The 17550-nt window shown below is 61.6% G+C and carries 19 protein-coding genes; 7 read left to right on the top strand and 12 right to left on the bottom strand.

Annotated elements, in window-relative coordinates:
- Positions 1–120: 120 nt before the first annotated feature.
- Positions 121–1737, top strand: coding sequence for an inorganic phosphate transporter (locus JBE38_RS17385; protein WP_205344741.1), 1617 nt, complete (start codon positions 121–123; stop codon positions 1735–1737).
- Positions 1738–1889: 152 nt separating this feature from the next.
- On the opposite strand, the gene JBE38_RS17380 is transcribed toward JBE38_RS17385, so the two are convergent.
- From JBE38_RS17380 to JBE38_RS17370, 3 genes are read right to left on the bottom strand one after another with little or no spacing between them, the layout of a single operon-like run.
- On the bottom strand, positions 1890–2864 hold the full coding sequence (locus tag JBE38_RS17380) for a 5-oxoprolinase subunit C family protein (protein WP_060757220.1): 975 nt from the start codon (positions 2862–2864) through the stop codon (positions 1890–1892).
- Positions 2861–3739, bottom strand: a complete 879-nt coding sequence (locus JBE38_RS17375; protein WP_060757219.1) for a 5-oxoprolinase subunit B family protein — start codon at positions 3737–3739, stop codon at positions 2861–2863. Before JBE38_RS17375 ends, JBE38_RS17380 begins: the two co-directional genes overlap by 4 nt.
- A gap of 56 nt (positions 3740–3795) precedes the next feature.
- On the bottom strand, positions 3796–4554 hold the full coding sequence (locus JBE38_RS17370) for a 5-oxoprolinase subunit PxpA (RefSeq protein WP_060757218.1): 759 nt from the start codon (positions 4552–4554) through the stop codon (positions 3796–3798).
- Between the two features lie 121 nt (positions 4555–4675).
- Between JBE38_RS17370 and JBE38_RS17365 the strand changes: the two genes are divergently transcribed.
- Positions 4676–5593, top strand: a complete 918-nt coding sequence (locus tag JBE38_RS17365) for a LysR family transcriptional regulator (RefSeq protein ID WP_060757217.1) — start codon at positions 4676–4678, stop codon at positions 5591–5593.
- On the opposite strand, the gene JBE38_RS17360 is transcribed toward JBE38_RS17365, so the two are convergent.
- Complete coding sequence (locus tag JBE38_RS17360; protein WP_205344740.1) at positions 5590–6486, bottom strand: LysR family transcriptional regulator; 897 nt, start codon at positions 6484–6486, stop codon at positions 5590–5592. The genes JBE38_RS17365 and JBE38_RS17360 overlap by 4 nt on opposite strands.
- Before the next feature lie 106 nt (positions 6487–6592).
- On the opposite strand from JBE38_RS17360, the gene JBE38_RS17355 reads away from it, so the two are divergent.
- Positions 6593–7351: an SDR family NAD(P)-dependent oxidoreductase gene (locus JBE38_RS17355; RefSeq protein ID WP_060757215.1), complete on the top strand. Its 759-nt coding sequence runs from the start codon at positions 6593–6595 to the stop codon at positions 7349–7351.
- Positions 7352–7354: 3 nt separating this feature from the next.
- Here JBE38_RS17355 and JBE38_RS17350 read toward each other — a convergent pair whose 3' ends face one another.
- Positions 7355–8206 carry an NmrA family NAD(P)-binding protein gene (locus JBE38_RS17350; protein WP_161549333.1) on the bottom strand — a complete coding sequence of 284 codons (852 nt, stop codon included), beginning with the start codon at positions 8204–8206 and terminating at the stop codon, positions 7355–7357.
- A gap of 112 nt (positions 8207–8318) precedes the next feature.
- On the opposite strand from JBE38_RS17350, the gene JBE38_RS17345 reads away from it, so the two are divergent.
- Entirely contained in the window at positions 8319–9224 is a 906-nt protein-coding gene (locus JBE38_RS17345; protein ID WP_060757213.1) for a LysR family transcriptional regulator, read from the top strand.
- Between the two features lie 111 nt (positions 9225–9335).
- On the opposite strand, the gene JBE38_RS17340 is transcribed toward JBE38_RS17345, so the two are convergent.
- Complete coding sequence (locus tag JBE38_RS17340; protein ID WP_060757212.1) at positions 9336–9779, bottom strand: multidrug/biocide efflux PACE transporter; 444 nt, start codon at positions 9777–9779, stop codon at positions 9336–9338.
- Between the two features lie 89 nt (positions 9780–9868).
- Between JBE38_RS17340 and JBE38_RS17335 the strand changes: the two genes are divergently transcribed.
- Positions 9869–10723, top strand: a complete 855-nt coding sequence (locus JBE38_RS17335; protein WP_060757211.1) for a LysR family transcriptional regulator — start codon at positions 9869–9871, stop codon at positions 10721–10723.
- A gap of 118 nt (positions 10724–10841) precedes the next feature.
- On the opposite strand, the gene JBE38_RS17330 is transcribed toward JBE38_RS17335, so the two are convergent.
- The 4 genes from JBE38_RS17330 to JBE38_RS17315 are packed head-to-tail and all read right to left on the bottom strand — an operon-like array spanning position 10842 to position 13372.
- The gene (locus tag JBE38_RS17330) at positions 10842–12065 is read right to left on the bottom strand and encodes an RNA polymerase sigma factor (protein ID WP_205344739.1); all 1224 of its coding nucleotides are present in this window, start codon (positions 12063–12065) and stop codon (positions 10842–10844) included.
- Positions 12062–12535, bottom strand: a complete 474-nt coding sequence (locus JBE38_RS17325) for an SRPBCC family protein (protein WP_205344738.1) — start codon at positions 12533–12535, stop codon at positions 12062–12064. The genes JBE38_RS17330 and JBE38_RS17325 overlap by 4 nt, the downstream gene beginning before the upstream one ends.
- 34 nt (positions 12536–12569) lie before the next feature.
- Positions 12570–12914 carry a YciI family protein gene (locus tag JBE38_RS17320; RefSeq protein WP_060754082.1) on the bottom strand — a complete coding sequence of 115 codons (345 nt, stop codon included), beginning with the start codon at positions 12912–12914 and terminating at the stop codon, positions 12570–12572.
- Between the two features lie 38 nt (positions 12915–12952).
- The gene (locus JBE38_RS17315) at positions 12953–13372 is read right to left on the bottom strand and encodes a YybH family protein (RefSeq protein ID WP_126870954.1); all 420 of its coding nucleotides are present in this window, start codon (positions 13370–13372) and stop codon (positions 12953–12955) included.
- A 161-nt stretch (positions 13373–13533) separates the two neighbouring features.
- Between JBE38_RS17315 and JBE38_RS17310 the strand changes: the two genes are divergently transcribed.
- Positions 13534–14034, top strand: coding sequence for a GNAT family N-acetyltransferase (locus JBE38_RS17310; RefSeq protein WP_205344737.1), 501 nt, complete (start codon positions 13534–13536; stop codon positions 14032–14034).
- Positions 14035–14093: 59 nt separating this feature from the next.
- On the opposite strand, the gene JBE38_RS17305 is transcribed toward JBE38_RS17310, so the two are convergent.
- The gene (locus JBE38_RS17305) at positions 14094–14576 is read right to left on the bottom strand and encodes a GyrI-like domain-containing protein (protein ID WP_090368994.1); all 483 of its coding nucleotides are present in this window, start codon (positions 14574–14576) and stop codon (positions 14094–14096) included.
- Positions 14577–14771: 195 nt separating this feature from the next.
- Between JBE38_RS17305 and alaC the strand changes: the two genes are divergently transcribed.
- Positions 14772–15989 (top strand): alanine transaminase, encoded by a 1218-nt coding sequence (gene alaC, locus JBE38_RS17300; protein ID WP_104994636.1) that lies wholly within the window; start codon positions 14772–14774, stop codon positions 15987–15989.
- Between the two features lie 133 nt (positions 15990–16122).
- Here alaC and JBE38_RS17295 read toward each other — a convergent pair whose 3' ends face one another.
- Positions 16123–17475: a GntP family permease gene (locus tag JBE38_RS17295; protein ID WP_060754087.1), complete on the bottom strand. Its 1353-nt coding sequence runs from the start codon at positions 17473–17475 to the stop codon at positions 16123–16125.
- Positions 17476–17550: the final 75 nt, after the last annotated feature.

Raw genomic sequence — 17550 nt, 5'->3', positions numbered from 1 at the left:
TCAGGCGGTGTTTTGGGATCAGCGGTACGCTCAATGGCCGAAACACTGATTTGCGGCAGCATCTCTGTAACATTCAGCAATGATCATGAACGGCATCCTCCTCACACTGGATGCTCCGGCATGGCCACCCCTTCCCTGACTGCCTCCACCACCGCGTCACGCACAGACCCCAAACCCAGGCTGGACAAGAAACCTGGCCTGTTCACGGTGATCATTTTCTTCGCGGTACTGGCCATGGGCCTGTTGTTCACCGCCTACAGCCTGATGCACGACATGCATGAACTGGGCACGGTGGTCACCACCTGGACGCCCTTCCTGCTGCTGGGTGTGGCGTTGTTGATCGCCCTGGGCTTCGAGTTCGTCAACGGCTTTCACGACACCGCCAACGCCGTCGCCACGGTGATCTACACCAATTCACTGCCGCCGCATTTTGCGGTGGTCTGGTCGGGCTTCTTCAACTTCCTCGGCGTGCTGCTCTCCAGCGGTGCGGTGGCGTTCGGCATCATTGCGTTATTGCCGGTCGAGTTGATTTTGCAGGTCGGTTCGTCGGCCGGCTTCGCGATGATCTTCGCCCTGCTGATCGCGGCGATCCTGTGGAACCTCGGCACCTGGTGGCTGGGGTTGCCGGCGTCGTCCTCCCATACCTTGATCGGTTCGATCATCGGCGTCGGCGTGGCCAATGCCCTGATGCACGGGCGTGACGGCACCAGCGGTGTGGATTGGAGCCAGGCGATCAAGATCGGTTACGCATTATTGTTGTCGCCGCTGATCGGCTTCGCTTTTGCCGCGATGCTGCTCCTGGCCCTGCGCGCCTTTGTGAAAAACCGCTCGCTGTACAAGGCACCGAAGGGCGACACACCACCGCCTTGGTGGATTCGCGGCATGCTGATCGCCACCTGCACCGGGGTGTCCTTCGCCCACGGTTCCAACGACGGCCAGAAGGGCATGGGCTTGATCATGCTGATCCTGGTGGGCACGCTGCCGATGGCCTACGCGCTGAACCGCACCATGCCCGCCGAACAATCGCTGCAGTTCGCGGCGGTGGCCGAGGTGACCCAGGTGGCACTGGTGAAAAGTGCGCCGCAGGTCTTGCCGGGTGATCCACGCCCGATCCTTTCGACCTACGTACGCACCAAGGAAGCCACGCCGGAGCTGGTACCCGCCCTCGCCGCCCTCGCCGGCCAGATCGGCGACGAAGTTAAAGGCTACGGCTCCCTGGCCAAAGTGCCTGCCGAAGCCGTCGGCAACGTGCGTAACGACATGTACCTGACCAGCGAAACCATTCGCTTGATGGACAAAGGCAAGGTCGGCAATTTCGACGCCGATACCCAGAACAAACTGAAGTTGTTCAAAGAGCAGATCGACAACTCCACGCGCTTTATTCCACTGTGGGTGAAGATCGCCGTGGCCATCGCCCTGGGGTTGGGCACCATGGTCGGTTGGAAGCGCATTGTGGTGACGGTGGGCGAGAAGATCGGCAAGACCCACCTGACGTACGCCCAAGGCGCCTCGGCCGAAATGGTCGCGATGCTGACCATCGGCGCGGCGGATATGTACGGTTTGCCGGTGTCGACCACCCATGTGCTGTCCTCCGGTGTGGCCGGGACCATGGTGGCCAATGGCGGTGGGTTGCAGATGCGGACCATCCGTAATCTGGTGATGGCGTGGGTGCTGACGTTGCCGGCGGCAATCCTGCTGTCGGGCAGCCTCTACTGGCTGTTCACCCAACTGTTCTGACCACCCCAACCCCGACATGACAGAGGACTAAATGTGGGAGGGGGCTTGCTCCCGATGGCAGTGGATCAGTCACTCAATCATTGACTGACCCACCGCTATCGGGAGCAAGCCCCCTCCCACCAAGCCCCCTCCCACATAGTCCTCCGTGTTCTTCAGGTATTGAACAACCCACCCATTATTTTCAGGCGCTTTTTATAGACCCGCCGCGCCTCCAACGCCTCCTCCAAAGTCACCGCGATAAACCCCGCGCGCTGGTTCGGCTGCATCTGCCCGATCAGATCCAGGTCGGCGCTGATCACCGTGCCGATCATCGCGTAGCCGCCACCCGATACCGCATCCCGATGCAGCACAATCGGCTCCAGCCCGGCCGGCACCTGGATCGAGCCAATCGGGTAGCAACTGTCGACGATATTGGACGGATCCGACCCGGCACCAAACGGTTGCTCCCTGGGTTGAAAGCTCAACGCACTACCGCCCTTGAATCGGTAGCCGATACGGTCCGCCTCGGACCCGACTGTCCAGGGTTCGGCAAAAAAGCTGCTTTTCGCCGCGTCGGCCAGCCGCTCGTAATACAACCCCGGCACCACCCGTAACGTCACATCACCGCCGACCGACCGCCGCAGGGCCATCGGCAGACTATTGCCCGCCCGCCCCCGCCCACTGGCCTCGCCGATCGGCAGTTCATCGCCTTCCTGCAAACGTCGCCCGGCAAACCCACCGAGCCCGCCAAGGGTGTAGGTCGAGCGGCTGCCGAGCACCAGCGGCACATCAATGCCCCCGGCCACGGCCAGATAAGTACGTGCGCCCGCCTTGGGAAACTCAAAGCGCAACACCTGCCCGGCACGGACCTGGAACGCAGTGTCCTGATGCACCACTTCGCCATCCAGGCGCGGCGACATCAGCGCGCCGCTGAGCGCCACCAGCGCATCCTGTTGAAACTCAAGCTGCGGGCCGATCAACGTGCACTCCAGGCCCGCCGCACCGATCGGGTTGCCCACCAGGTGGTTGGCCGCACTCAACGCATACTGGTCCAGCGCACCCGACGGGGGGATGCCCAAGTGGTAATAACCTTCACGCCCCAGGTCCTGCACCGAGGTAGCCAGGCCGGGTTTGAGCACCTTGATCATGCCAGCGCCTCCTGCAAGGTTTTCGGGTAGCCGATGGGGTCGGCGAGAAATGCGTCGAGGGAAAATTCCACTGGGCGAATGCGCAGGTCGAAACGGCCGGCCTCGACCTCGGCGACGGCCAGGTCGTAGGCCTCGCGGTCCAGGGGCTTGAACTGCACGATGTCACCCGGCCGAAAGAACACCATGTGCTCCTTGAGATAGGCCAACTGCTGCGCCGGGTCATAGATGGGGGCCGGAGTCACGCCGAACATCTGGTAACCGCCGGCGCCGCGCACCGAGTAGATGCAGCCAAAGCATCCGCCATGGCCCAGGGTCAGCTTCGGCGTGTCGGTGCGTGGGCGCAGGTACTTGGGCACCTGCAATTGGCGCTCACGCTCGACCATCTGGAACATGAACGGTAACCCCGCGACAAACCCCACCATCGACACAAACCACGGTGCGCCACTGTGCGCGGCGATAAACGCGGCCACATCGGCCAGGCCATTGATGCGGGCGGCGTACTCCAGATCGGTGCTGCCGGGGTCTTGATGGCGGTCGCGAAAACGCATCAGGGTTTCATGGGTCCAGGGGTCGTTGTAGAGCACCGGGATTTCGATGATGCGCGTGTGCAAGGTGCGTTCGGCCACGGCCTGGGCTTCGGCGCTCTGCACCGCGTCAAGCAGCACATGGGGCGCGATGCGGTCAGGGTCGAAGCGGATCTGGAACGACGCATTGGCCAGGCACACATCCAGCACGCCTTCCAGGGCCAGGCGTTCAACGGCGCGGGTCACCGCCATGCCTTTGAAAAATGCCTGCAGGGACATGCTGTCGCTGACCTCGGCAAACAGGTGTTCATCACCGCCGAAGCTGTAGCGGATGGGGGACGTTTCAGCCATGTCTGTTCCTCTTGGAATCATTGTAGAAAGGCAGGCAAAAAATAATCGGGCGTTTTTTATTGTGGCGTTCTGACGATGATGCCCGCCTCGTCCAAGGCTTCACGGGTGGCTTCCACCAGCTCCAGGGCACCCGGGGTGTCGCTGTGCAGGCAGATCGAATCGAACTCGATAAACAGATCCTCACCTTCTACGGTACGCACCAGGTTGGTCTGACAGGCACGCAGGACGCGTGCCGCGACCGTTGCAGGATCGAGCGCACGCACCTGGCGGGTAAATACGATGGAGCCGCTCAAGTCGTATTCACGATCGGCATAAAACTCGCGCACCACCGGTTGCCCCAACTCCTTGGCCACTCGCCAGATCACCGAATTGGGCATGCAATACAACCGCAACGTCGGCTCGATGATTTGCAGGTTCTGCACCAGCAGCCGCGCCGCGGCTTCGTCGCGGGCCAGGTGCATATAAAGCGCGCCATGGGGCTTGATGTGTTGCAGGGTCAACCCTTGGGCGCGAGCCATTTCGCGCAAGGCGCCGAGTTGGTAGAGCATGTCATCCACCAGCTCCTGGGCCGGTGCGTTGATATGCCGGCGACCGAAACCCACCAGGTCGCGAAAACCCGGATGGGCACCGATGGCAACGCCCAGTTGCTTGGCACGCTCGACCGTACGGCGCATGGTGCCGGGGTCACCGGCGTGAAAGCCGGTGGCGATGTTCGCCGAGCTGATGTAGGCCATCAACTGCGCATCGACACCGTCGCCAATGGTCCAGGGGCCGAAGCTTTCGCCCATGTCCGAGTTTAAATCCACTGCCTGCATCGGGGTCGCTCCGCCAAAAGATGATGGCTGAAAGTAGGCTGTGCCTTGACCCCTTGGGAAGATCTATTATCAGATGGCTCATCTTCTGAAAAACAGATAGCTCACTGCATTGGAGTGGCAGATGTCCCTGACCTTGCGCCAAGTCCGCTACTTCGTGGCCACCGCCGAGATCGGCCAGATTTCCCAGGCGGCGATTCACCTGAACATCTCCCAGTCGGCCGTGACCACCGCAATCAAGGAACTGGAGGCCATGCTTGGCGTGCAGTTGTTTGTGCGCTCGGCCCAGGGCATGAACCTGACCGACGCCGGCCGGCATTTTCTCAACCGTGCCTACGTGATCCTGCGCAGTGTCGACGACGCGCTGAACAGCCCCTTGCCCGACTACCGCGCCAGCGGTGTGCTCCGCGTGGCCGCCAGCTACACAGTGCTGGGTTATTTCCTGCCCCACCACCTGCAACGCATGGAACATTGGCACCCGGACGTCAGCATCGAGGTCTTCGAGCAGGAGCGCCAGGCGATCGAACAGGGCCTGCTCGATGGCCAATTCGATATGGCCGTGGTGCTCACCGCCAACCTCACCCATGCCGATATCGTCTCTGAAACCCTGTTCAACTCGGAACGCCGCCTGTGGCTGCCCAGCCATCACCCGCTGTGTGAACGCAGTGCCGTGAGCCTGGCGGATGTCGCGCAGGAACCCTACATTCTGCTCACCGTCGACGAGGCCGAACACAGCGCCATGCGCTATTGGGAACAGGCCCGGCAAACGCCCAAGGTGCGGCTGCGCACCAGTTCGGTGGAGGCGGTGCGCAGCATGGTCGCCAACGGCAGCGGTGTGGCGATTCTGTCAGACCTGGTCCACCGGCCGTGGTCCCTGGAAGGCAAGCGCATCGAAACCCTGACCGTCACCGACCCGGTCACCCCCATGAGCGTGGGCCTGGCCTGGCACCGCGAGCGTGCCTTCACCCCGCCGATGCAGGCGTTCCGCGATTACTTCCACGACGCCTTCCTGGCACCGCAGCAATTATCGGCACGTCGTTAATATCGGGCTTGCAGAATGGCCGCCAGCCAATCCATGAACACCCGCACGCGCAACGGCAGATGGCGCTGGCCGGCGTACAGCAAGGACACGTCCAACGGCGGCGCCGGGTAATCCGGCAGCACCGCCACCAGTTCTCCACTGCTCAGTAACTCTTCAATACCGAGGCGCGGCACCTGGATGATGCCGAATCCGCCCAGGCACGCGGCCTGATACGCATCGGTGCTGTTGACGGTGACGCGCCCGGCCATCGCCACGCGCTCCACCTTGTGGCCCTGCTGATATTCGAACCCTGCCGAGCGTGCGCCCAAGGGTCTCACGTAGTGCACCAATTGATGCTCGGCCAGGTCAGCCAGGGTCGTGGGCATGCCATAACGTTGCAGGTAGGCGGGGCTGACGCAGTTGACCATCGGCATGCTGCACACGCGGCGTGTGACCACGGTTTGGTCGGGTTGCGCGCCGACGCGCAATACACAATCGAAACCTTCGGCAATCAGGTCGACCTGGCGGTCCGTACTGCTGATTTCCATCTCGATCAGTGGATGGCGCTCCAGGAATGCCGGCAGGTGCGGCAAGAGCATGTCCCGCGCCAGCACGTTGGGCAGGTCCACGCGGATACGCCCGGCCAGTTGCGTTTCATCCTGGCGGAACAAGCCTTCCAACTCCTCCATATGGGCCAGCAGGTCCTTGCTGCGTTCATACAAGACACGGCCGTCCTGGGTCGCCTGCACCTTGCGCGTGGTGCGTTGCAACAAACGTGCGCCGAGCAGTTCCTCGAGCGCCTGCACATGTTCGGAGACGGTGGAACGCGGCAGGCCGAGGCTGTCGCCGGCCTGAGTGAAACTCGACAGTTCAGTCACACGCACGAAGGTGCGCAGCAGCTCAAGTTTGTTCATGGGATTGTTCGCCTTATCCGGCCAGTGATTCCGGTATAGCGCTGTTTATCACGTTATGACCGGACAAATACACTTCCTCTCACTGATCACCTGAGAGGACATCACCATGACCCGTAAAATCGCACTGATTACCGGCGCCAGCCGCGGCCTGGGCAAAAGCGCCGCGCTGCACCTGGCCGCACAAGGCATCGACATCATCGGCACCTACCATAGCGCCACCGCCGAAGCCCAAGCGGTGGTCGAGCAGGTTCAAGCCTTGGGCGGCCGTGCCGTCATGCTGCAACTGGATGTCAGCCGCAGCGACAGGTTCGAGGGCTTCGTCGGCGAAATCACCAGCGTGCTCAAAGATGTTTTCGCACAGGATCACTTCGATTTTCTGATCAACAACGCCGGCATCGGCGCCCACGCCAGTTTTGCCGAGACCACCGAGGCACAGTTCGATCAGTTGGTGGCAATCCAATTCAAGGGGCCGTTCTTCCTGACCCAGAAACTGCTGCCGCTGATCCGCGATGGTGGCCGCATCATCAATATTTCCAGCGGCCTGGCGCGGTTCAGCCTGCCGGGGTATGCGGCGTATGCCGCCATGAAAGGCGCGATGGAAGTCCTCACCCGCTATCAAGCCAAGGAATTGGGCGGGCGTGGCATCAGCGTGAATGTCCTGGCGCCCGGCGCCATCGAAACCGATTTCGGCGGTGGCGCCGTGCGCGACAATCAGGCGCTGAATGCGATGGTCGCCCAAAACACCGCCCTGGGCCGCGCCGGCCTGCCGGACGATATCGGCGGGGCCATTGCCAGCTTGCTGGCCGATGGCAGCCACTGGATCACCGGCCAACGTATCGAAGCCTCGGGCGGCATGTTTCTGTAAGGTTCACACGCCGCTGCGTTGCACCCACTCGCCAAGCACCGTGCCCAGTTCGACCGTGCCTTGGCGAGGGGTGCCTTCGAATTCGATCCAGCCTTCGTTAAAGCCGTTGATCATCTGAATCCGCGGTAGCGGGTTGCGCATGCCTTGGCCGCTGAACAGTGCATGCCAGGTCGCCTGGGGAACCGCTTCTACGTCGACCGGTTTGCCGAGCACGCGGGCGAATTCGGCGGCCAGCTGGTACGGGGTGATGCGCTGCGGGCCTTCCAGTTCCACGATACGCGGGCTGGGTTCCAGCAGCAGTTCAGCCGCCACGCGTCCGACATCCGCCGTGGCAACCATCGGCACCGGTTTGTCCAAGGGTTGCAGGAAACTTGAGATCCGCCCTGCCACCGCCGCCTCGACATCCCACGATGCATTTTCCATGAACCAGCCGGGGCGCAAAAACGTCACCGGCAACTCCAGGCTGCCCACCGCTTCCTCCAGCAGGTGCAGTTGGTTGAGCAGGTTCGGTTGCGTGGCCTGGGCGCCGATGGTGGACAGGCATACCACCTTGCCAGGGCGTGCGCACGCCAGGGCCTGACGGATGTTTTCCACCACCCGGCGGGTTTCCGGAAAGCCCGGCGATGGGTCGAAATTCGACGGCAGCATGATGAACACGCCCGTCACCCCGGCGAAGGCTTCCGCCATGGCTTGCGGGTCATCCACCTCCGCCACGGCCACCTCACAGCCGCGCGCGGCCCAACTGACGCCCTTGTCGGCGCTGCGCACTACGGCGCGTACCGGCTGCCCAGCGGCGAGCAGTGTGCGGGCAACGGCTCCGCCGACTTTTCCAGTGATACCTGTGACTGCATACATCAGTGTTCTCCCCTGCAAAGGCGACTCGTGTCGCGATGGGGAAATTATCCTGCGCAACCGTAGGATTCTTCGATAGCATCAGTGTCATTGCATACCTGACGGAAAATCATCAATGAGCTTTGATCCGAGCCTGGCCGGTGGCATGGGCGTGTTGGCGGCGGTGGTCGACAGCGGCAGCTTCGCACGCGCTGCCGACAGCCTGGACATGACGGCCTCCGGTGTCAGCCGGGCGATTTCGCGCTTGGAGAAACGCCTGGGTATTCGCCTGTTCGACCGCACGACACGGTCGGTGCAATTGACCGATGAAGGGCGACGTTTCTATCAACACATCGCGCCTCTGCTGGCGGGCCTGGAAGAGGCGGCCAGTTCGGCGGCCGACAGCGCCCTGACCGTGCGCGGGCGCCTGCGGGTCAATATCGACCCGTATTTTTCGCGGCTGGTGCTGGGCCCAGTGCTGGGTGACTTCATGCGCCGCTACCCGCAATTGCAGTTGGACCTGCACACCCGCGACCAACTCGGCGACCTGGTGGCCGACGGTTTCGACCTGGCGATTCGCTTCGGCATCCCGCAATCCTCCTCGCTGATCGCCCGTCAGTTGATGGAGGTGCGGGTGCTCACCGTCGCCGCCCCCGCTTACCTTGAACAGTACGGCCGACCTGCCGTGCCCCAGGATCTGGAACACGGCCATATGTGCCTGGATTTTCGCGACTCACAAACCGGTCGCCCATTTGCCTGGGAATTCCACCGCCCCGGCGAGCGACTGACCGTACGTACCGATGGTCGCTTGGTGGTCAACGATGCCAGCACGTTATACAGCGTGTGCGAGCACGGCCACGCGGTGGCCCAGATGCTCGACCTGGGCTTGGCCCCGGCGCTCAAGGCCGGCAGTCTGGTGGAGCTGTTTCCCGACTGGCCTGACGAGCGTTTTCCGCTGTATGCCTACTATCCTTCGCGGCATTTGCCCGCCGCCAAGGTGCGGGCATTCCTGGACTTTGTCGGCTCGCTTACCTGTCTGTAGGCGCTCGCTTGTTGTGGCGAGCAAGCTTGCTTGCGCTGGGGTGCGAAGCGCCCCTGAAAGCGGGCGCCAGCTGCGCTGTCGTACGGGAGCAAGCTCCCTCGCCACAGCATGCTAGCTCCTACATGGGATAGCGTTTTTGTTGCGGATTTTTTCCCGAATGACGTCATACCCCCAGTGATACACATAGGTGTACGGCAGGAAGAACAGCAGTACGCCGATGTCGAGCATGAACGCCTGCATCAGGCTAATATTCAGCCACGCCGCGATCAAAGGCACCGCGACGATAATCAACCCGCCCTCAAACAACAGCGCGTGCAACACCCGCGTCCATGCGCCGCCGGCCAATTGCAGGCGAACCTTCAGGCGGTCGAACAGGCTGTTGAAAATGATGTTCCAGGTCAGCGCCAACAGGCTCAGCCCGAGGGTCACCGCGCCCATTTCCAGGGCCGGCCGGCCGGTGATCCACACCAGCAGCGGTGTGCAGATCAACAAGGCCAGGCCCTCAAAACCCAGGGCTTGACCGATACGTTCAGTAATCGACTTGGTAGGGTGCATAACCTGCGCTCCGTGAATGGCGATGGTTGCGATAATCCCGCATCGAACCGATACTTCATAACCAGTAACCATCGATAAAGGCGATAGTCATGGCCTCCAATGAAGTGCTGCAGGCGTTTGTGCAAGCGGCCACCCAAGGCTCGTTCTCCGCTGCGGCGCGCAAGCTGGGCAAGAGCCAGTCCACCGTCAGCGCGGCGGTCGCCAGTCTTGAGATTGATCTGGATGTGGTGCTGTTCGATCGCAGTAGCCGCAAGCCGACGCTCACGCCTGCCGGCCATGTGCTGCTGCAACGGGCCGAGCAGGTGCTGGAAGCCAGCAGTCGCCTGGAAATGGCCGCCAATCAACTGGCCCAGGGGTTGGAGCCCAAGCTGAGTATCGCCATGTCCGATACCTACCAGTCCGACCGTTTCGAGGTCGCCCTCAGCGCGTTTGAACAGCGCTACCCGGACCTTGAGCTGGAATGCCTGATCGCCGAATGCGAAGACCTGATCGCCTTGGTGCAAAGCGGCCGGGCCCAGATAGCGTTTATCGAGCACCAGGAGGTGTATCCGCCGGACCTGACCCGTGCACCCGTGGAAGAGAGCACGGAAATTGCCCTTTTCGTGTCACCGAAACATCCACTGGCCGGGCTCGACACGCTGACCGCACACGCCCTGCAACAACACCGCGAATTGCGCCTGGCAAGCATCATCAACCCGAATGAAACCCGTGCCAACGGCCGCGTCTGGTCGGCTCCCAGTTACCTGATGCTATTGGAGATGGCTCAATTGGGCTTCGGCTGGGCACCGATTCCGCGCTGGCTGGTGGAACGCTTTGGCGGCGGGCAATTGGTCGAGCTCAAGGCCCGCGGCTGGCCGCGTTCGGTGGCGGTGGATGCGCTATGGTCACGCCACCACCCGCCGGGCCCTGCCGGGAGTTGGTTGTTGGCCAAGATGTTGGAATGATATTTCCCACCCAATAAAAATGTGGGAGGGGGCTTGCTCCCGATAGCGGTGGGTCAGTCACCCAATACTGTGACTGACACCCTGCTATCGGGAGCAAGCCCCCTCCCACATTTGATGTTTATCGCGCAAGGGATTCGAGGTTGGCCAGGCGGTTTTCGAGGAAGCGTTTTTCGGGGATTTGCTGGGTCAGTGACAGGGCCGTTTCATAAGCCGAACGTGCTTCTTCCACCCGCCCCAACTGTCGGTAAAACTCCCCCCGCGCCGAATGCGCCAAGTGGTAATCCAGCAGCTCTCCACGCGCCAGAATCGTCTCGACCTGCTGTAGCCCCGCCCCCGGCCCCTCGCACATCGCCACCGCTACGGCGCGGTTCAACTCGATCACCGGCGACGGCACTTGCCGAAGCAATACATCGTAAAGCCCGACAATCTGCAACCAGTCGGTGTCCTCGGCGCTGGCCGCCTCGGCGTGCACCGCAGCAATCGCCGCTTGCAGGCAGTATGGCCCGAAACGCCCCGTGGTCAGTGCCTGTTCCACCAGCGCGCAGCCTTCAGCGATCAAGGAGGCGTCCCACAAACCGCGGTCCTGCTCCTGCAACAACACCAACTCACCCGCGGCCGAGGTGCGCGCCGCTCGGCGGGATTCATGCAACAGCATCAACGCCAGCAAGCCCATGACTTCCGGCTCCGGCAGCAACTGCGCGAGCAGGCGCGCCAGGCGGATGGCTTCGCGGGTCAGCTCTTCGCGGGTGAGATCGGCGCCCATGGACGCCGAATAGCCCTCGTTGAACACCAGATAAATCACCTGCAATACGCTGTCCAGACGTTCGGGCAACTCCGCCAAAGATGGCACCTGATAGGGGATTTTCGCTTCACGAATCTTGCCCTTGGCGCGCACGATACGCTGGGCGATGGCAGTGGGCGAAGCCAGAAAAGCGCGGGCAATTTCCTCGGTGGTGAGGTCGCAGATCTCACGCAACGTCAGCGCCGCCTGGGCATCGGCCGCCAACGCCGGGTGACAGCAGGTGAAGATCAGGCGCAGGCGGTCGTCTTCCACGTCTTTCTCATTCCACTCAACCGCTTCCAGCGCGTCAGCCTGCTCCTGCAGTAAGGGGGTAAACCGGGCCTGGCGGCGCAGGCGGTCGATGGCTTTGAAGCGGCCGGTGGACACCAGCCAGGCACGCGGATTGTCCGGCACACCGTCTTGTGGCCAACGCTGCACCGCGACAAAAAACGCTTCGTGCAGGGCCTCTTCGGCGAGGTCGAAATCACCGAGCAAGCGAATCAGCGTCGCGAGTACGCGCCGTGATTCGCTGCGGTAGATCGCCTCGATCGGCAGCGTCAATCGGTCATGCCCTGGGTCACCAGCGTCACCAGGCGGTCCAGGCTCTGGCCCCAGCCATCATGAAACCCCATGGCCTCGTGGGCCTGTTTGTCTTCAGCATTCCAGTGCATGGCGCGAGCGGTGTAGCGGGTTTTACCGTCGAGCTCTTCGAACGTGACCTCGGCGGTCATGAACGGCTTGCCTGAGGGAATCCAGCCAGGCAGGAAGGCATCGGTAAACACCAACCGGTTGGGCGCATCGATTTCCAGGAAAACACCCTGGGTTGGATATTCACTGCCATCCGGGGCACGCATGAGGGTGCGAAACAGGCCACCGACCCACAGGTTCATCTCGCACTCGGGGGTGGTCATGCCATGCGGTCCCCACCATTGTTGCAACAATTCAGGCGTGGTCCAGGCGCGGAAGACACGACTGCGCGGGGCGTCGATCACGCGGCTGATGGACAGTTCGAAGGGAGCTTGGGTACTCATCGCCAATCCTCTTGGGTTTTTATGATTATGCTGGTCAGAGTTTCAATTCACGCACGGGACGCACTTCCACACTGCCGACCCGCGCCGCCGGAATACCGCCGGCCACCTGGATTGCGTCGTTCAGGTCCCTGGCGTCGATCAGGTAGAACCCGGCCAATTGCTCCTTGGTTTCAGCAAACGGCCCATCGGTGATCGACAACTTGCCATTGCGCATGCGCACGGTAGTGGCGGTGGTCACCGACTCCAGAGGCTCGGCGGCAAGCATGCGGCCGCTGGCCTGCACGGACTGCGCGTAGGCGAAACACTCCGGGTCCTGGGGGCTGTCCGGCGAGCTGTGCAACACCTGTTCGTTGCTGTAGATCAGGCATAGGTATTTCATGTGCGTCTCCATTTGCGGACTCATGACTATAGTTCGGCTCAAGGTTTCAGCTCGAACAAGGCGACGCCGCTTTGCATATCGAAGGGCGCCGACCAATGCTCATGCACCACCTTCCATTGGCCATCGAGGCGCTGGTAACCGGCCGTCACCCGCATCCAGCACGCCTTCACCACGCCATCCGGCCCGGCACCGCCGCAATGCGCCAACCAATGGGCAAAGGCGCTATCCGCGGCTTCTACAATGCGCAGTTCATGAAACTCGAAAATACCCGGGCCGGGGCAGTGCTCCATGCACGCTTCCCAGTGGGCGCGATAGGCGGCCTTGCCCTTGAATTGCAACGCGGCAACGGCGTCGAATGAGACGATATCGTCGGCGTAAAAGCTGACAATTTTATCGATATCCCGGGCAAGCACAGCTTGCTTCCATTGATCGATCAGAGCGTGGATGGCAGTGCTCATAGTGATACTCCTTTTTTTTGTGGGGATAGGGGTAAACATCACGAAGGACACCATTAGTCGAATCAGCCCTGGCTCAATCGACAGCCCGCTGAAAAATAATTTAGCCGCCTGCAAACCCGTTAGAATTCGCGCCTCTCTGTAGTCTTTGGGATGCACCGCCAATGGAAACCCGACTCGTCCCCTATGAGACGTTGAGCCTTGTGCAAAAACAGCAACTCAACACCCTGCAAGTGCATCCCGAGCAGTTGGCATTTTCCGGCGATATCGACTGTGCGCTGAACAGCCTGCTGGTCAATCCCAACCCCGCAGCGATCAAAGGCTTCGCCCTGCTTGCCGACGACCGGCCTGTGGCCTTCATGCTGCTCAAACGCCCACCGTGCCTGCCTCATTGGGCTGATGAACACAGCGCCACGCTGCACGCCTTGCAAGTGGATCGCACACAGCAAGGACGCGGCTTCGGCAAGGCATGCCTGCACACGTTGCCGGCAGCGGCGATACGGGCCTGGCCGCAGATCAAGGGCTTGGAGTTGTCGGTGGACACGAACAATGTGGCGGCGATGGGGTTGTATCGGGCGGCTGGATGGGTGGATAGCGGGGAGGCCTACAAGGGCCGGGCTGACTATGAGCGCAGGTTGAGATGGACGTTCAGCCCGTCGATGTAACGTAAACCTGACTGTTTGACGGCCAGGTCATGTTTACGTGACATCGATTCACTGCCGTTTCAGGACTTGGTTTCAACCGGCAACCAGATCTCCACCGTCCCCGTGCCCTTGCGCACATCGAAATCCGCGCTATAGCGCTCGAAATCCGCCCCGGCCACCTTGAAGCCCGAGTGCGGCAACCACTCGAACATAATGCGCTCATAGGTCTGCTCAAGCGCTTGCACCGGGCCGTGGTGCGAGAATACGGCGTAGTGATGCGGGGGAATCTCCAGGGTTTCGAAGTTGCCCGGCGCGTCGCCCTTGCTCGGGACTTCCACCCCGGCCATGTAATCGAACTCGCCGTGGTGGGGGTTATGACATACCCCATAGGTCACACCGCCAACGCGCTTCTTGATGTCCTTGATGCAGCTATCAAACAGCTCCCACAACTTGGGGATATCCCCCACGGTAGCTTTTGAATAGCGCCCCTGCACACCCGCAATCACCAGCGCTTTACCGTCCTCCATGCGTGGCTCGAGCGGTTGTTTTATCTGCTGATCCATACGAACAGTCTCCTTCTTGTGAGGGAACAAGCCCGCATCGAGTATAGGGGTATATCCGCGCTGCACACCATGCAGAAAATTTTCCTACGCATCTGGACAACCGGCCATCATCGACCGTATTGTCTGCCCCGCAGGCCACCGCAGTGGCCGACGTCGCTCGGACGGTTCCGGGCGCTTACGTACCTCGAGGCAACAATGGCAGACCAAGGTTCGCCGCGCCGCTTTGCGCGCATAGATCGACTCCCCCCCTATGTTTTCAATATCACTGCCGAGCTGAAGATGGCTGCGCGTCGGCGCGGCGAAGACATCATCGACTTGAGCATGGGTAACCCCGACGGCCCCACGCCACCGCACATCGTGGAAAAACTGGTCACCGTCGCCCAGCGTGAAGACACCCACGGCTACTCCACCTCCAAAGGCATTCCACGCCTGCGCCGCGCCATTTCGCGCTGGTACAAGGACCGTTATGAAGTGGACATCGACCCCGAGTCGGAAGCCATTGTCACCATCGGTTCCAAAGAGGGCCTGGCGCACTTGATGCTGGCCACCCTGGACCAGGGCGATACCGTGCTGGTGCCCAACCCAAGCTACCCGATCCACATCTACGGTGCCGTGATTGCCGGCGCCCAGGTGCGCTCGGTGCCGCTGGTGCCCGGCGTGGATTTCTTCGCCGAACTGGAACGCGCGATTCGCGGCTCGATCCCCAAGCCGAAAATGATGATCCTGGGCTTTCCGTCCAACCCCACCGCGCAGTGCGTGGAGCTGGACTTCTTCGAACGCGTGATCGCCCTGGCCAAGCAGTACGACGTCCTGGTCATCCACGACCTGGCGTATGCCGACATCGTCTACGACGGCTGGAAAGCCCCGTCGATCATGCAGGTGCCGGGTGCCAAGGACATTGCGGTAGAGTTCTTCACCCTGTCCAAGAGCTACAACATGGCCGGCTGGCGCATTGGTTTCATGGTGGGTAACCCGGAACTGGTCAGCGCCCTGGCACGTATCAAGAGTTACCACGACTACGGCACCTTCACCCCGCTGCAAGTGGCGGCGATTGCCGCGCTCGAAGGGGACCAGCAGTGCGTGAAGGATATTGCCGAGCAGTACCGCCAACGCCGCAATGTGCTGGTCAAGGGCCTGCATGAGCTGGGTTGGATGGTGGAAAACCCGAAGGCATCGATGTACGTGTGGGCCAAGATTCCCGAGGCGTATGCCGCCATGGGCTCGCTGGAATTTGCCAAGAAACTGCTGCTGGAGGCGAAGGTATGCGTGTCGCCGGGGATCGGCTTTGGTGAGTATGGGGATGATCACGTGCGCTTTGCACTGATCGAGAACCAAGACCGGATTCGCCAGGCCGTACGCGGGATTCGCGGGATGTTCAGGGCGGATGGGCTAGCTCCCAAAACCGGCGCCTGACTCGGTCAAAATGTGGGAGGGGGCTTGCTCCCGATAGCAGTGGGCCAGTCACCAGATGCAGTGACTGGCACTCAGCAATCGGGAGCAAGCCCCCTCCCACATGTGCATTCGGTTTAACCCCAAGTTCTGGGGTTTAGACCACCAGCGACAACAGCATGATGAAGATCAACGCCACCACCGACAGGATGGTTTCCATCGCCGTCCAGGTCTTGAACGTTTCAGCCACGGTCATATTGAAGTACTGCTTCACCAGCCAAAACCCCGCATCGTTGACGTGAGACAAGATCAACGAACCCGCCCCCGTCGCCAACACCAACAGCTCACGGTTGACCCCTGGGATCATCCCGACCACCGGCACCACGATCCCGGCGCCAGTGATCGTCGCCACGGTTGCCGAACCGGTTGCCACGCGAATCACCGCCGCCACCAGCCACGCCAGCAGAATCGGGTTGATCTGCGCAGTCACCGCCATATGGCCGATCACGTCACCCACGCCGCTGGTGACCAGCATCTGCTTGAAACCACCACCAGCACCGATGATCAGGATGATCGCGGCGGTCGGAGCCAGGCTGGCGTCGAGCAGCTTGAGGATCTGCTTGGAACCGATGCCCTGGCGATGGCCGAAGGTGTACAGCGACAGCAGCAACGCCAGCAACAACGCCGTGATCGGGTGGCCGATCATGTCCATCCAGTTGCGAATGGCGTGGCCATCCGGCAGGGCGATGTCGGCGAAGGTTTTGAGCAGCATCAGGAACACCGGCAACAGCACGGTGATCAGCGTGACGCTGAAGCTGGGCAGCGACTTGTTGTCCGTCTCGCGGGCCAGTTGGTCGACCAACTCCTGGGACGGGTTGCCGGGGATGTACTTGGCGATGAACGTACCGAAGATCGGGCCGGCAATAATGGCCGTCGGCAATGCGACGATCAGGCCGTAGAGGATGGTCTTGCCGATGTCCGCGCCAAACACGCCGATGGCCAGCAACGGACCCGGGTGCGGTGGTACCAGGCCGTGCACCGCCGAGAGGCCGGCGAGCAACGGGATGCCGATCTTGATCAGTGAGACGCCGGTACGCCGGGCGACGATAAACACCAGCGGGATCAGCAACACAAAACCGATCTCGAAGAACAGCGGGATGCCCACCAGGAACGCGGCGAACATCATGGCCCACTGCACCTTCGCCTTGCCGAAGGCACGGATCAGGGTCTGGGCGATCTGATCGGCGCCACCGGATTCGGCCATCATCTTGCCGAGCATGGTGCCCAGCGCGAGGATGATGCCGACAAAGCCGAGCACCCCGCCGAAGCCGTCCTGGAACGCTTTGATGATCTTGTCCACGGGCATGCCCGAGGTCAGGCCGAGGAAACCTGCGGCGATGATCAACGCGATAAAGGGGTGAACTTTGAACCGGGTGATCAAGACGATCAGTCCGATAATGGTGACCACTGCATCTAGCAGCAGGTAGGACTCGTGGGACATGCCAAACATGGGGGGTCTCTCCTGTTTGTTGTTGTTATTAAAGCGGGTGTTGAATTTCCTGCCGGGGATAGCGCTATCTTTTCC

Source organism: Pseudomonas sp. ICBG1301 (genome assembly GCF_016918385.1).
GTDB classification, from domain to species: Bacteria; Pseudomonadota; Gammaproteobacteria; order Pseudomonadales; family Pseudomonadaceae; genus Aquipseudomonas; species Aquipseudomonas palleroniana.
The sequence above is the reverse complement of the archived record's forward strand: the minus strand, read 5'-3'. Positions and strand labels throughout refer to the sequence as shown.